The organism is Pseudomonas nitroreducens TX1 (assembly GCF_000313755.1).
Classification (GTDB): domain Bacteria; phylum Pseudomonadota; class Gammaproteobacteria; order Pseudomonadales; family Pseudomonadaceae; genus Pseudomonas; species Pseudomonas nitroreducens_A.
Genome location: NZ_AMZB01000133.1, coordinates 113,034 through 127,736, shown reverse-complemented (window position 1 = coordinate 127,736; position 14,703 = coordinate 113,034). Strand labels below are relative to the sequence as shown.

Genomic DNA, 14,703 nt, shown 5'->3' with positions numbered 1-14,703 from the left:
AAGGACGTCCGGCGCTTCCCCCACCGCTTCGCTGCACCTTGCCCTGCCCTTAATAGAAGAGCCCCAATTCTGATAGACTTGCGTATTCCTCTCATTTACCCGCGCGTTTGCAGCGCCTGAAGAGAAGTCGCATGACCGTCACCATCAAGACGCCCGAAGACATCGAGAAAATGCGCGTCGCCGGCCGTCTGGCCGCCGAAGTGCTGGAAATGATCGGCGAACACGTCAAGCCTGGCGTCACCACCGACGAACTGGACCGTATCTGCCACGACTACATCGTCAACGTGCAGAAGGCCATTCCGGCGCCGCTGAACTACAAGGGCTTCCCCAAGTCCATCTGCACCTCGATCAACCACGTGGTGTGCCACGGCATTCCCAACGAGAAGCCGCTCAAGGAAGGCGATATCGTCAACATTGACATCACCGTGATCAAGGACGGCTACCACGGCGACACCAGCAAGATGTTCTCGGTCGGCAAGACCCCGGAATGGGCTGACCGACTGTGCCAGATCACCCAGGAATGCATGTACAAGGGCATCGCCGTGGTCAAGCCCGGCGCGCGCCTGGGCGACATCGGCGAGGTGATTCAGAAGTACGCCGAGAAGAACGGTTTCTCCGTGGTACGCGAGTACTGCGGTCACGGCATCGGCAAGGTCTTCCACGAGGAGCCCCAGGTGCTGCACTACGGCCGCGCCGGCACCGGCCTAGAACTCAAGGAAGGCATGATCTTCACCATCGAGCCGATGATCAACCAGGGCCGCCCGGAAACCCGCCTGCTGGGCGACGGCTGGACCGCCATTACCAAGGACCGCAAGCTGTCCGCGCAGTGGGAACACACCGTGCTGGTCACCGCCGACGGCTACGAGATCCTGACCCTGCGCAATGACGAAAGCTTCCCGCGCACTTCGGCTGCCTGAATCGCGGTTTGCAAACTTGCCGACGGCTGGGTAGAACATAGAAATCCCGGCCCGGCACAGCCATCGGGCCTGGCGCCACGAGCGCAGGCCCGGTTTCCCTCTTGCCCCTGCCCTCCCCTAAGCCATTGATCAGGAAGGCCGCCATGCCGCAGGTGGATCCCGAGTTGTTCGACCGTGGGCAGTTCCAGGCGGAACTGGCCCTCAAATCCAGCCCCATCGCCGCATTCAAGAAGGCCATTCGCCAGGCCAACGAGGTGCTCGACGCCCGCTTCAACGGCGGCCGCGACATTCGCCGGCTGATCGAAGACCGCGCCTGGTTCGTCGACCAGATCCTGCAGCGGGCCTGGAATCGCTTCGACTGGGGCGACGACGCCGATATCGCCCTGGTTGCCGTGGGCGGCTACGGGCGTGGCGAGCTGCACCCGCACTCGGACATCGACTTGCTGATCCTGCTCGACAGCGAGGACCAGGAGACTTTCCGCGAGCCCATCGAGGGCTTCCTCACCCTGCTCTGGGATATCGGCCTGGAAGTCGGCCAGAGCGTGCGTTCGGTAGCCGAGTGCGCCGAGGAAGCGCGCGCCGACCTCACCGTGGTCACCAACCTGATGGAGTGCCGGACCATCTCCGGCCCTGACAGCCTGCGCCAGCGCATGCTCGAAGCCACCAGCGCAAAACAGATGTGGCCCAGCGGGCAGTTCTACCTGGCCAAGCGCAAGGAACAGATCCACCGCCACACCAAGTACAACGACACCGAATACAACCTCGAGCCCAATGTGAAGGGTTCGCCCGGCGGCCTGCGTGACATCCAGACCCTGCTCTGGGTCGCCCGCCGCCACTTCGGCAGCCTCAACCTGCACGCCCTGGTGCGCGAAGGCTTCCTGGTGGAAAGCGAATGCAGCGTGCTCGCCTCCAGCCAGGAATTCCTCTGGAAGGTCCGCTACGCCCTGCACATGCTCGCCGGCCGCGCCGAAGACCGCCTGCTGTTCGACCACCAGCGGCGCATCGCTGGCCTGCTGGGCTACGAAGGCAACGACGCCAAGCTGGCCGTCGAGCGCTTCATGCAGAAGTACTACCGCGTGGTGATGGCTGTTTCCGAGCTGAACGACCTGATCATGCAGCACTTCGAGGAAGTGATACTGCGGGCCGGCGAGAACGGCCAGATCCAGCCGCTCAACAGCCGCTTTCAGCTGCGTGATGGCTACCTGGAAGTCACCCACGCCAACGTCTTCAAGCGCACACCCTTCGCCCTGCTGGAAATCTTCGTGCTGCTGGCCCAGCACCCGGAAATCAAGGGCGTACGTGCCGACACCATCCGCCTGCTGCGCGACAGCCGGCACCTGATCGACGACGACTTCCGCCACGACATCCGCAACACCAGCCTGTTCATCGAACTGTTCAAGTGCCAGGAAGGCATCCACCGCAACCTGCGGCGGATGAACCGCTACGGCATTCTCGGCCGCTACCTGCCGGAGTTCGGCCTGATCGTCGGGCAGATGCAGCACGACCTGTTCCACATCTATACGGTCGACGCGCACACCCTCAACCTGATCAAGCACCTGCGCAAGCTGCGCCGTCCGGACATGGCGGAGAAGTACCCGCTGGCCAGCAAGATCATGGAGCGCCTGCCCAAGCCGGAGCTGATCTACATCGCCGGTCTCTACCACGATATCGCCAAGGGCCGCGGCGGCGACCATTCGGAACTGGGCGCGGTGGACGCCGAGCAGTTCTGCCAGCGCCACCAGTTGCCGCCGTGGGATACCAACCTGGTGTCCTGGCTGGTGCAGAACCACCTGATCATGTCCACCACGGCCCAGCGCAAGGACCTGTCCGACCCGCAGGTGATCTACGACTTCGCCCAGCTGATGGGCAACCAGACCTACCTGGATTACCTCTACGTGCTCACCGTGGCCGACATCAACGCCACCAACCCGACACTGTGGAACTCCTGGCGCGCCAGCCTGCTGCGCCAGCTCTACACCGAGACCAAGCGCGCCCTGCGTCGTGGGCTGGAGAACCCGGTGGACCGCGAGGAGCAGATCCGCCAGACGCAAAGCGCGGCCATCGACATCCTGGTGCGCGGCGGCATCGACCAGGACGACGCCGAGCAACTCTGGAGCCAGCTGGGCGACGACTACTTCCTGCGCCATAGCGCCGCGGACGTGGCGTGGCACACCGAGGCCATTCTCCAGCACCCGGACGACGGCACCCCGCTGGTGCTGATCAAGGAAACCGCCCAGCGCGAGTTCGAGGGCGGCACGCAGATCTTCATCTATGCCGGCGACCAGCACGACTTCTTCGCCGTGACCGTGGCGGCAATGGACCAGCTCAACCTGAACATCCAGGACGCGCGGATCATCACTTCCACCAGCCTGTTCACCCTCGACACCTACATAGTGCTCGACGCCGATGGCGGCTCGATCGGCAACAATCCCAGCCGGGTCGAGGAAATTCGCGAAGGACTGGTCAATGCATTGAAGGACCCGGACGAGTACCCGACCATCATCCAGCGCCGCGTCCCGCGCCAGCTCAAGCACTTTGCCTTCAACCCGCAAGTGACCATTTCCACCGACGCGGCGCGCCAGGTCAGCGTGCTGGAGGTGATAGCACCGGACCGTCCGGGCCTGCTTGCACGCATTGGCGGGCTATTCCTGGACTTCGACCTGTCAGTGCAGAACGCCAAGATCGCCACCCTGGGCGAGCGCGTCGAGGACGTGTTCTTCGTGACCGATGGGCACAACCAGCCACTCTCGGACCCTGAGCTGTGCAAACGCATCCAGACCGCCCTGGTGGACATTCTCTCGGATGGCGGCCAGCCCAGCATGCCCGTGCGCATCAGTATCTAGACCCGATCTCGTAAAAGTCAGCAAAGAAAGAGCCTTGCCATGAACCCTGCCCTCGATTCGCTCCAGCCCTACCCCTTCGAGAAGCTCCGCGCCCTGCTGGCCGGGACCCAGCCGCCGGCTGAGCTCAAGCCCATCGCGCTGTCCATTGGCGAACCCAAGCACCGCTCACCGGAGTTCGTCGCCAAGGCCCTGGCCGACAGCCTCGACCAACTGGCCGTCTACCCGACCACCCTCGGCATCCCCGCCCTGCGCGAGACTATCGCCGCCTGGTGCGAGCGCCGCTTCAAGGTGCCGGCCGGCTGGCTGGACGCTGCGCGCCATGTGCTGCCGGTAAACGGCACCCGTGAAGCGCTGTTCGCCTTCACCCAGACCGTGGTGGACCGCAACGCCAAGGGCCTGGTGATCAGCCCGAACCCGTTCTACCAGATCTACGAAGGCGCAGCCCTGCTCGCCGGCGCCGAGCCGCACTACCTGCCGTGCCTGGAAGACAATGGCTTCAACCCGGACTTCGACGCCGTACCGGCGGATGTCTGGGCGCGCTGCCAGATCCTCTTCCTCTGCTCGCCGGGCAACCCCACCGGCGCGCTGGTCCCGCTGGAAACCCTGAAAAAGCTGATTGCCCTGGCCGACGAGCACGACTTCGTGATCGCTGCCGACGAGTGCTACAGCGAGCTGTACTTCGACGAGCAGAACCCGCCGGCCGGCCTGTTGACCGCCTGCGCCGAACTGGGCCGCGCGGATTTTGCGCGCTGCGTGGTGTTCCACAGCCTGTCCAAGCGCTCCAACCTGCCGGGGCTGCGTTCGGGCTTCGTCGCTGGCGATGCCGAGGTGCTGAAGAAATTCCTCCTGTACCGCACCTATCACGGCTGCGCCATGCCGGTTCAGACCCAGTTGGCCAGCGTCGCAGCCTGGAAGGACGAAGACCACGTGCGCGCCAACCGCGACCTGTACCGCGAGAAGTTCGACGCCGTGCTGGACATCCTCGGCGGCGTGCTCGACGTGCAGCGCCCGGACGGCAGCTTCTACCTGTGGGCCAGGACCCCGGTGACGGACACCGAGTTCTGCCGCGGCCTGTTCGATGCGCAGCACGTCACCGTGGTGCCGGGCTCGTACCTGTCCCGCGAAGTGAACGGCGAGAACCCCGGCGCCAACCGCGTACGCATGGCGCTGGTGGCTCCGCTGGCCGAGTGCGTGGAAGCGGCCGAGCGCATCAAGCGTTACGTGCAGAACCTGCAAGTCTGATAGCTGTAGGAGCGAGCTTGCTCGCGAACAGAGCGATCCGGCAGCTCCAGAGCCCAGCGGTTCGCGAGCAAGCTCGCTCCTACAAGACCACCATTACACCCAACGCCCCGCCTTACTGGTCACCCAGGCCTCCTGGCTGTCCAGCTCACCCAACACCTCGCGCATGGTTTCGTCGTCGATCTCATGCTCGCGGCGCATCCGGTACAGCTCCAGCCGCTGCGCGCGCAACGCCTTGATACGCAGCGCCTGATCGGCCAACTCCAGGGCGCGGGCGCGCTCGCGGGCTTCCTGGCTATCCGGTGCCGGGTCCAGTTCGTGGCGGTATTCGGCCATCAGCCGCGCCTTCACCTCCGCCAGCCGGGCCGCTTCGTCGGCATCCGCGCCGTCACGGGCAGGCATTTCCTCACCTTCAAGCATGTGAATGGCGGCTGCCGCGGTCTTGCGCCAGACCGACTGCACCTCGCGCTCGCGCTGGTCATTGCTGGCCGCTGGTAGCCCCCGAAGCAAAATCGGTAGTCCGATGGTGGCGGCGATCAGCGACACCAGGATCACCCCCGTGGCGATGAAGATGATCAGATCGCGTTGCGGAAAAGCCGAACCATCGAGCAGCAGCAACGGCACCGACAGTACGCCCGCCAGCGTCACCGCGCCGCGCACCCCGCCCAGCGCCGAGATTGCCGACAGCCGCAGCACCGGCTCGCCGGATCGGCCGCCCAGCTCGATCCCCCACCACTGCTCGAAGCGCACCGACACTTTCCAGTAGCACCAGACCCAGCAAAAGCGCAGCAGGAGCAGCACGGCGAACACCGCCAGCACGTAGAACAGCAGCAGCGAGGAGCGCCACATGACATCGTCGGCGTGATGCGCGACGGACTTGAGAATGTCCGGCAGTTGTAGCCCCAGCAGCAGGAACACCACGCCGTTGAAGGCAAACTCCAGCATCGACCAGACGCTGCGGTTGAGCAGGCGGGTGTTGGTCTGCCGCGGCAGCAGGTCGGCCCAGCTCTGCATCATGCCGGCCGCCACCGCCGCAAGGATGCCTGACACCCCAAGCTCCTCGGCGATCATGTAGCAGGCGAAGGGCAACAGCAGCATCAGCACCACGTGGGTCGCCGGATCATCCCAGCCGCGACGGATCATCCACCCGCGAATCCGCCCCAACAGCCAACTGATGAAAACCCCGCAGGCCAGCCCGCCAACCGCCACCAGCAGGAAGTTCAGGCTGGCGTCCATCAGCGAGAAGGTGCCGGTCAGGGCGGCAGCGATGGCGAACTTGAAGGCCACCAGTCCCGATGCATCGTTCATCAGCGCTTCGCCCTGCAGCACATGCATCAGACGCTTGGGCAGGCGGTCCTGGGCGATGGCCGAGACCGCCAGCGCATCGGTCGGCGACAGCACCGCCGCCAGGGCGAAGGCCGCCGCCCAGGGAATCTCGGGAATCAACAGATGAATGAAGACACCGCCACCGAGCACGGTAAACAGTACGAGAGCGAAGGCCAGGGTGAGGATCGGCCAGCGCATCTTCCAGAATTCGCCCTTGGGCATGCGCCAGCCGTCGGCGAATAGCAGCGGCGGGATGAACAGGAACATGAACAGCTCGGGGTCCAGTCCCACGTGCAGCCCCAGGCTCGGCCAGGCGAGCGCGGCGCCGGCGGCGATCTGGATCAAGGGCAGCGGCAACGGGATCAGCTGAGCGGCGAGCCGGGTTCCCCCCACGACCAGCAGCAGGATCAGAACGGTGTAAACGGTTTGCATCGACGAACTCCAGCACAGCCATCCATTGAAGCACCCAGGACGAGATGGATCAGCCCCGCATTGGGCAAAAAACTGTTGCAATACGCCGCCCTCCCGGCGGCGTCCCGCAAGGCGCTGGGAAATGGCATAATCCCGCGCCTGAAAAATGTATCGAAAAGGAGTAGCGCCCCGTGAGTCAGCGGACGCTGTTTGGCATCAAGGCTTGCGACACCATGAAGAAAGCTCGCGTTTGGCTGGATCAGCATGGTGTCGACTACGTCTTCCACGACTACAAGAGTAGCGGCATCGACCGCGAACACCTGCGCCAGTGGTGCAACGAGCATGGCTGGGAAACCGTCCTGAACCGTGCCGGCACTACCTTCCGCAAGCTGGACGACACGCAGAAGGCCGATCTCGACCAGGACAAGGCCATCGAACTGATGGTCGCGCAGCCGTCGATGATCAAGCGTCCGGTGCTGGACCTGGGTGACCGTACCCTGGTCGGCTTCAAGCCCGACGCCTATGCCGCGGCGCTGACCTGAGCAACGCCACGATGAGCATTGCCTGGGCCCTGTTCCTCCCCGCCTGCTTCGCCCTGAATATGGCGCCGGGACCGAACAACCTGCTGTCGCTGAACAATGCCGCCCGCTTCGGCCTGCTGCGCGCGACCGTCGCGGGCGGCGGTCGGCTGCTTGCCTTCGCCGGCATGCTGGCCCTGGCCGCTTCGGGCCTGGCGCTGGTACTGCAGGCCTCGGCCTGGCTGTTCCTGGCGATCAAACTGGTGGGTGCAGGTTACCTGCTGTGGCTGGCCGTGCAATTGTGGCGCGCGCCGACAGCGAACCTGCCGGTGGATGGCTCCCCGGTTGCCGCCACCAGCCTGTGGCGCCTGGCCCGCCAGGAGTTCTGGGTGGCTGCCGGCAACCCCAAGGCCATCCTTATCTTCACCGCTTTCCTGCCGCAGTTCGTCGATCCGCGTCAGGCCGTGGGCGCCCAGTTCGCCCAACTCGGTGCAGCCTTCCTGCTTCTGGAGTGGCTGGCCATCGCCCTTTACGGGCTCGCCGGGGTCCGCCTCGGCAAGCTGCTCGCCGGCACACGCGCCCGGCGCCTGTTCAACCGTGGTTGTGCCGCGCTGCTGGGCAGCGCCGGGCTGGGCCTGCTGCTCAGCCGCCGTCCGGCCTGACCGAATTCGTTATTCGAGAATCTCTTTCAAGGAATCCCACACATGTCGAAATCCCTGTTCAGCATCGCCTTCGGTGTCGGTACCCAGAACCGCCAGGGCAACTGGCTGGAAGTCTTCTACGCGCAGCCGCTGCTCAACCCCAGCGCCGAACTGATCGCTGCCATCAGCCCGCTACTGAACTACGAAGGCGGCAACCAGGCGATCGCCTTCACCGCTCACCAGGCCTACCAGCTGGCCGACGCCGTCGAGACCGTGGACGCCGCCCAGGCCGCCCTGCTCAACCGCCTGGCCGAAAGCCAGAAGCCGCTGGTCGCGACCCTGCTGGCCGAAGACGCCGCCCCCAGCTCCACCCCGGAGGCCTACCTGAAGCTGCACCTGCTGTCCCACCGTCTGGTCAAGCCGCACGGCCTGAACCTGACCGGTATCTTCCCGCTGCTGCCGAACGTGGCCTGGACCAACCAGGGCGCCGTCGACCTGGCCGAGCTGGCCGAGTTGCAACTCGAAGCGCGCCTGAAGGGCAAGCTGCTGGAAGTCTTCTCCGTCGACAAATTCCCCAAGATGACCGACTACGTAGTGCCGGCCGGCGTGCGCATCGCCGATACCGCCCGCGTGCGCCTGGGCGCCTACATCGGTGAAGGCACCACCGTGATGCACGAAGGCTTCGTCAACTTCAACGCTGGCACCGAAGGCCCTGGCATGATCGAAGGCCGCGTCTCCGCTGGCGTGTTCGTCGGCAAGGGGTCGGACCTGGGCGGCGGCTGCTCCACCATGGGCACCCTGTCCGGCGGCGGCAACATCGTCATCAGCGTCGGCGAAGGCTGCCTGATCGGCGCGAACGCCGGCATCGGCATCCCGCTGGGCGACCGCAACATCGTCGAAGCCGGCCTGTACGTCACCGCGGGCACCAAGATCGCCGTGCTGGACGACCAGAACAACCTGGTGAAAGTGGTCAAGGGCCGCGACCTGGCCGGTCAGCCGGACCTGCTGCTGCGCCGCAATTCCCAGACCGGCGCGGTCGAGTGCAAGACCAACAAGACTGCCATCGAGCTGAACGAAGCGCTGCACGCGCACAACTAAGCTTGAGCGCCCCGCTCGCGCGGGGTTCGCACTAAGCTTGGAGAAGCGGGGGCTGCGGCCCCCGTTTTACTTTCTTCCGCAACCGGCCGCACGCCCATGTCCATTCCCTCGCCCTGGCGCTCCGACTTCCCAGCCCTCGCCGCCTTCGAGGCCGAAGGCCAGACCTACCTCGACAGCGCCGCCACCGCGCAGAAGCCGCGCGCCATGATCGACGCCCTCGCCGGCTACTACGCCAGCGGCGCCGCCAACGTGCACCGCGCCCAGCACCTGCCCGGAGAGCGCGCCACCCGCGCCTTCGAGGCGACCCGCACGCTGGCCGCCAACTGGCTCAATGGCGGCAGCCCCGCGCAGATCATCTTCACCCGTGGCGCCACCGAAGCGCTGAACCTGCTGGCCTACGGGCTGGAAGGCCAGTTCCAGGCGGGCGACGAAATCGTCGTCAGCGCGCTGGAGCACCACGCCAACCTGCTGCCCTGGCAGCAACTGGCCAAGCGGCGCGGCTTGAAACTGGTGGTCCTGCCGCTGGACAGTGACGGCCGCATCGATCTGACCCGCGCTGCCGGCCTGATCGGCCCGCGTACGCGCCTGCTTGCCGTCAGCCAGCTGTCCAATGTGCTCGGCACCTGGCAACCGCTGCCGGAACTGCTGGCGATGGCCCGGCAGTACCGCGCCCTGAGCGTGGTCGATGGGGCTCAGGGCGTGGTCCATGGCCGACACAACCTGTCGGCGCTGGGCTGCGACTTCTACGTCTGCTCCAGCCACAAGCTCTACGGCCCGGAAGGCCTCGGCCTGCTCTGGGGACGCACGGAAGCGCTGGAACGCCTGTCGCACTGGCAGTTCGGCGGCGAGATGGTGCGCGTGTCGGATTACTTCGACGCGCAGTTCCACAGCGCCCCCATGGGCTTCGAGGCCGGCACCCCGCCCATCGGCCCGGTGATCGCCCTGGGCGCCACGCTGGAATGGCTGGCCGCGCAGGACAGTGCCGAGGTCAGCGGCCACGAGAGCTTCCTCCACTCGCGCCTGCTGTCTGGCCTGCGCGCCCGCGATGGCGTGCGCATGCTCGGCGAACCAGACGTGGCACTGGCCAGCTTCGTGGTCGAAGGTGTGCACGTCTCCGACCTGGGTCACCTGCTCACCGAGCAGGGCATCGCCGTACGTGCCGGGCACCACTGCGCCATGCCGCTGATGAAGACCCTGGATCTCGCCGGCGCCCTACGCGTCTCCCTCGGCCTGTACAACGACGGAGCGGATCTGGAGCGCTTCTTCGCTGCGCTGGACAGTGCCCTGGAGCTGCTGCGATGAGCCTGCCGGCCGCAGCAGCCGAGGCCCTGCAAGCCTTCACCGCCCTGCAGGGCTGGGAGCAACGCGCCCGCCTGCTGATGCAGTGGGGCGAACGCCTGGAGCCGCTAAGCGAAGCCGAGCTGGGCGACCAGCAGCGCGTACAGGGCTGCGAGAGCAACGTCTGGCTGGTGGCGGATCGGCGGGATAAAAGCTGGCACTTCCGCGCCTACAGTGACGCGCGTCTGTTGCGGGGGCTGCTGGCGTTGCTGCTGGTACGGGTGGACGGCTTGCCCGAAGCTGAATTGGCAGCGGTTGATCTGGCGGACTGGTTCAACCAACTGGGGCTGGGCCGGCAGCTGTCGCCGTCGCGTAGCAACGGGCTGAATGCAGTTCTCAAACGCATGCGGGACTTGATCGCCACCTGAGTGCGTGGCTTTTCGTAGGAGCGAGCTTGCTCGCGAACGCTTTGGCGGGATGCCACGGTGTCGGGCGGATTCGCGAGCAAGCTCGCTCCTACAAAGGCAATCAGCCTGCAGCGCGTTCCGAAGGCCGCCGCGCGCCAGCGACGATCTTGTCCACCGCCCGCGCCGCCGCCACCATCCCGAAGGTCGCGGTCACCATCATCACTGCGCCGAAACCGCCCGCGCAGTCCAGCTTCACGCCTTCGCCGACGAAGCTCTTGGACTGGCACACGGTGCCGTCCGGCTTGGGATAGCGCAGCTGCTCGGTGGAAAACACGCACTGCACGCTGTAATGCCGGCCCGGCGTGCGCGAGAAGTTGTAGTCCCGGCGCAGCATGGAGCGGACCTTGGCGGCCAGCGGATCGTTGAAGGTCTTGTTGAGGTCGGCGACCTGGATCTGCGTCGGGTCCACCTGCCCACCGGCACCGCCGGTGGTGATGATCTGCAGCTTGCGGCGCTTGCACCAGGCGATCAGCGCGGCCTTGGCGGCGACACTGTCGATGCAGTCGATCACGCAGTCCAGTTCGGGCCTGATGTAGTCCGCCATGGTTTCGCGGGTGACGAAATCGGCTACGGCGTGCACGACGATGCCGGGATTGATGGCTTTCAGACGCTCCGCCATGACCTCGACCTTCGGCTTGCCCATGGCGCCCTGGATCGCATGCACCTGGCGGTTTGTGTTGGTGACACAGACGTCGTCCAGGTCGAACAGCGAGATCTCGCCCACACCGCTGCGCGCCAGGGCCTCGGCCGCCCAGGAGCCCACGCCGCCGATCCCGACTACCGCCACATGGCTGGCCGCCAGCCGCTCCAGGCCCTCACGGCCATAAAGCCGCGCAATTCCGCCGAAACGCTGTTCATCCAGTTGCATCGCCACACCTCATTTCGAAACGGCCGGCATTCTATACCGGCAGCCGCCGGCACGCCTGCAACAAAGGCGCGTTGCCGCAGTCTCAGTCACGCACCTGCCGCACATTCTAAACTGTCAGAAATTGCCTACGAACGCCCACGCGGCGGACGGCCCCGGCAACCTGTACAGCCCCTGGAGTGCGGGGTAGGATGCGCGCCGACCGAGCTATCCCGTACAGAGATTGTCCCGGCCCCTCCCCGTTCCACCCTTTGGAACCCGATCGCACCATGCCTGCACGCAAGTTCGGCCTCAACCTGGTGGTATTCGTCGCCCTGGCGGCGCTCTTCACCGGCTTCTGGGCACTCTACAACCGTCCCGTCAGCGTCCCCGACTGGCCGGAAAGCATTTCCGGATTCTCCTTCTCGCCCTTCCGCCTGAACCAGAATCCGCAGAAGAACCAGTTCCCCAGCGACGACGAGATCCGCTCGGACCTGGAGCTGGTCTCCAAGAACACCGACAACATCCGCACCTACTCGGTGAAGGGTTCGCTGGCCGACATCCCGCGCCTGGCCGAGGAACTGGGCATGCGTGTCAGCCTGGGCATCTGGATCGGCCCGGACGAGGCCGAGAACGAGGCCGAGATCGAGCGCGGCATCGAGATCGCCAACAACTCACGCAGCGTCGTGCGGGTAATAGTCGGCAACGAGGCGCTGTTCCGCCGCGAGGTCACCGTCGAGCAACTGACGGCCTACCTGGACCGCGTGCGCAAGGCGGTGAAGGTGCCGGTGACAACCGCCGAGCAGTGGCACATCTACGAGAAATACCCGGAACTGGCCAAGCACGTCGACCTGATCGCCGCCCACGTGCTGCCGTACTGGGAATACACGCCGATGAACGACGCCATCCCGTTCGTCCTCGAGCGTGCCCGCGAACTGCGCGCCAAGTTCCCGCGCAAGCCGCTGCTGCTGGCCGAGGTCGGCTGGCCGAGCAACGGCCGCATGCGCGGCGGCGCCGACGCTACCCAGGCAGACCAGGCCATCTACCTGCGCACGCTGACCAACGCGCTGAACAAGAAGGGCTACAACTATTTCGTCGTCGAGGCCTTCGACCAGCCATGGAAAGTCGGTGACGAAGGCTCGGTGGGCGCCTACTGGGGCGTCTACAACGCCCAGCGCCAGCCGAAGTTCAACTTCGACGGGCCGGTGGTGAACATCCCGCAATGGCGCGCCCTGGCGGTTGCCTCGGTGGTGATGGCGCTGCTTGCCCTGACCCTGCTGATGATCGACGGCAGCGCCCTGCGCCAGCGCGGACGGACCTTCCTCACCGTGGTCGCCTTCGCTGGCGGCTCGGTGCTGGTGTGGATCGCCTACGACTACAGCCAGCAGTACAGCACCTGGTTCAGCCTGACCGTCGGCGGCCTGCTGGGCATCGGCGCGCTAGGCGTGTTCATCGTCCTGCTCACCGAGGCCCACGAACTGGCCGAGACGGTCTGGGTGCGCAAACGCCGCCGGCCGTTCGACCCGGTGCTCACCGATACGGGCTACCGGCCCAAGGTGTCGGTGCACGTGCCCTGCTACAACGAGCCGCCGGAGATGATGAAGAAAACCCTGGATGCGCTGTCCAGGCTCGACTATCCGGACTTCGAAGTCCTGATCATCGACAACAACACCAAGGACCCGGCGGTGTGGGAGCCGGTGCGCGACTACTGCGAAGTCCTCGGGCCGCGCTTCCGCTTCTTCCACGTCGCACCGCTGGCCGGCTTCAAGGGCGGCGCGCTCAACTACATCCTGCCGCACACCGCGCCGGACGTCGAAGTCGTCGCGGTGATCGACGCCGACTACTGTGTCGAACCGAACTGGCTCAAGCAGATGGTGCCGCACTTCAGCGACCCGAAGATCGCCGTGGTGCAGTCCCCGCAGGACTACCACGACGGCGAGGAAAACCTCTTCAAGAAGCTCTGCTACGCCGAGTACAAGGGCTTCTTCCACATCGGCATGGTCACCCGCAACGATCGCGACGCGATCATCCAGCACGGCACCATGACCATGATCCGCCGCACGGTGATGGACGAGCTCAAGTGGGCCGACTGGACCATCTGCGAGGACGCCGAACTGGGCCTGCGGGTATTCGAGAAGGGCTATTCGGCCGCCTACTCGCACCAGAGCTTCGGCAAGGGCGTAATGCCCGACACCTTCATCGACTACAAGAAGCAGCGCTTCCGCTGGGCCTATGGCGCCATCCAGATCATGAAGGGCCACGCCCGCGCGCTGTTCCAGGGCAAGGACAGCAAGCTCACCCTCGGCCAGCGCTACCACTTCATCGCCGGCTGGCTGCCGTGGATCGCCGACGGCATGAACATCTTCTTCACCCTGGGCGCGCTGCTGTGGTCCTCGGCGATGATCATCGTGCCCAAGCGGGTCGACCCGCCGCTGCTGATCTTCGCCATCCCGCCGCTGGCGCTGTTCTTCTTCAAGTTCGGCAAGATCATGTTCCTTTACCGCCGCGCGGTGGGCGTGAACCTTGTGCGCTCGTTCCAGGCGGCGGTGGCCGGCCTTGCGCTGTCGCACACCATTGCCAAGGCAGTGCTCTACGGGACGTTCACCAAGACCATCCCGTTCTTCCGCACACCGAAGATGGCCTCCAACCACGGCCTGCTGGTCGCACTGGCCGAGGCGCGCGAAGAAGTCTTCATCATGCTGCTGCTGTGGGGCGCGGCGCTGGGCATCGTGCTGGTACAGGGCGTGCCCAGCCGCGACATGATGTTCTGGGTGGCCATGCTGCTGGTACAGTCGCTGCCTTACCTCGCGGCATTGGTGATGGCGCTGCTGTCCGCGGCGCCCAAGGCTCAGGAGGCGCCGGCAGCGGGCGCCGCAGCGGCCAGCTGAGGGTGGGCCGTTCCTTGTAAGTTCTGAGCAGAGGTGCCCTCTCCCCCGCCCTCTCCCTGAAGGGAGAGGGCGTTAATCCGTGCTGGCGGGCAGCGCAGTTTCATCCTGCACCGAACGGTCCCCTCTCCCTTCAGGAAGAGGGTTAGGGAGAGGGCGATCACCGATACGAACTTTCAGAAAACGACCGCAGCTCCTGCGAAGAACCTCACCGCCCATCTCCTTGCAGAAACGCC

At 65.5% G+C, this 14,703-nt stretch carries 11 protein-coding genes; 9 read left to right on the top strand and 2 right to left on the bottom strand.

Annotated features, from left to right (window positions below; genetic code table 11):
* Window positions 1-116 precede the first annotated feature (116 nt).
* The 3 genes from map (at window position 117) to dapC (ending at window position 5,002) form a co-directional block, all read left to right on the top strand.
* Window positions 117-917 (top strand): type I methionyl aminopeptidase, encoded by an 801-nt coding sequence (map, locus tag C167_RS0125645; protein ID WP_268744102.1) that lies wholly within the window; start codon window positions 117-119, stop codon window positions 915-917.
* Window positions 918-1,060: 143 nt separating this feature from the next.
* Window positions 1,061-3,760, top strand: coding sequence for a [protein-PII] uridylyltransferase (locus C167_RS0125640; RefSeq protein ID WP_017521177.1), 2,700 nt, complete (start codon window positions 1,061-1,063; stop codon window positions 3,758-3,760).
* Between the two features lie 39 nt (window positions 3,761-3,799).
* Window positions 3,800-5,002 (top strand): succinyldiaminopimelate transaminase, encoded by a 1,203-nt coding sequence (dapC, locus tag C167_RS0125635; protein WP_017521176.1) that lies wholly within the window; start codon window positions 3,800-3,802, stop codon window positions 5,000-5,002.
* A gap of 93 nt (window positions 5,003-5,095) precedes the next feature.
* Here the strand turns inward: dapC and C167_RS0125630 are convergent, their stop codons facing one another.
* Window positions 5,096-6,757 (bottom strand): Na+/H+ antiporter, encoded by a 1,662-nt coding sequence (locus C167_RS0125630; RefSeq protein ID WP_017521175.1) that lies wholly within the window; start codon window positions 6,755-6,757, stop codon window positions 5,096-5,098.
* Window positions 6,758-6,969: 212 nt separating this feature from the next.
* Here C167_RS0125630 and C167_RS0125625 point away from each other — a divergent pair, with 212 nt between their 5' ends.
* The 5 genes from C167_RS0125625 (at window position 6,970) to C167_RS0125605 (ending at window position 10,699) form a co-directional block, all read left to right on the top strand.
* Complete coding sequence (locus C167_RS0125625; RefSeq protein WP_051167998.1) at window positions 6,970-7,278, top strand: arsenate reductase; 309 nt, start codon at window positions 6,970-6,972, stop codon at window positions 7,276-7,278.
* 11 nt (window positions 7,279-7,289) lie between these two features.
* Complete coding sequence (locus C167_RS0125620; protein ID WP_017521173.1) at window positions 7,290-7,916, top strand: LysE family translocator; 627 nt, start codon at window positions 7,290-7,292, stop codon at window positions 7,914-7,916.
* A gap of 42 nt (window positions 7,917-7,958) precedes the next feature.
* Entirely contained in the window at window positions 7,959-8,993 is a 1,035-nt protein-coding gene (dapD, locus tag C167_RS0125615; RefSeq protein ID WP_017521172.1) for a 2,3,4,5-tetrahydropyridine-2,6-dicarboxylate N-succinyltransferase, read from the top strand.
* A gap of 96 nt (window positions 8,994-9,089) precedes the next feature.
* Window positions 9,090-10,295: an aminotransferase class V-fold PLP-dependent enzyme gene (locus C167_RS0125610; protein WP_017521171.1), complete on the top strand. Its 1,206-nt coding sequence runs from the start codon at window positions 9,090-9,092 to the stop codon at window positions 10,293-10,295.
* Window positions 10,292-10,699, top strand: a complete 408-nt coding sequence (locus tag C167_RS0125605; RefSeq protein ID WP_017521170.1) for a SufE family protein — start codon at window positions 10,292-10,294, stop codon at window positions 10,697-10,699. The genes C167_RS0125610 and C167_RS0125605 overlap by 4 nt, the downstream gene beginning before the upstream one ends.
* A 100-nt stretch (window positions 10,700-10,799) precedes the next feature.
* Here C167_RS0125605 and tcdA read toward each other — a convergent pair whose 3' ends face one another.
* Window positions 10,800-11,606 (bottom strand): tRNA cyclic N6-threonylcarbamoyladenosine(37) synthase TcdA, encoded by an 807-nt coding sequence (gene tcdA, locus C167_RS0125600; RefSeq protein WP_017521169.1) that lies wholly within the window; start codon window positions 11,604-11,606, stop codon window positions 10,800-10,802.
* A 266-nt stretch (window positions 11,607-11,872) separates the two neighbouring features.
* On the opposite strand from tcdA, the gene C167_RS0125595 reads away from it, so the two are divergent.
* On the top strand, window positions 11,873-14,470 hold the full coding sequence (locus C167_RS0125595; RefSeq protein ID WP_017521168.1) for a glycosyltransferase: 2,598 nt from the start codon (window positions 11,873-11,875) through the stop codon (window positions 14,468-14,470).
* Window positions 14,471-14,703: the final 233 nt, after the last annotated feature.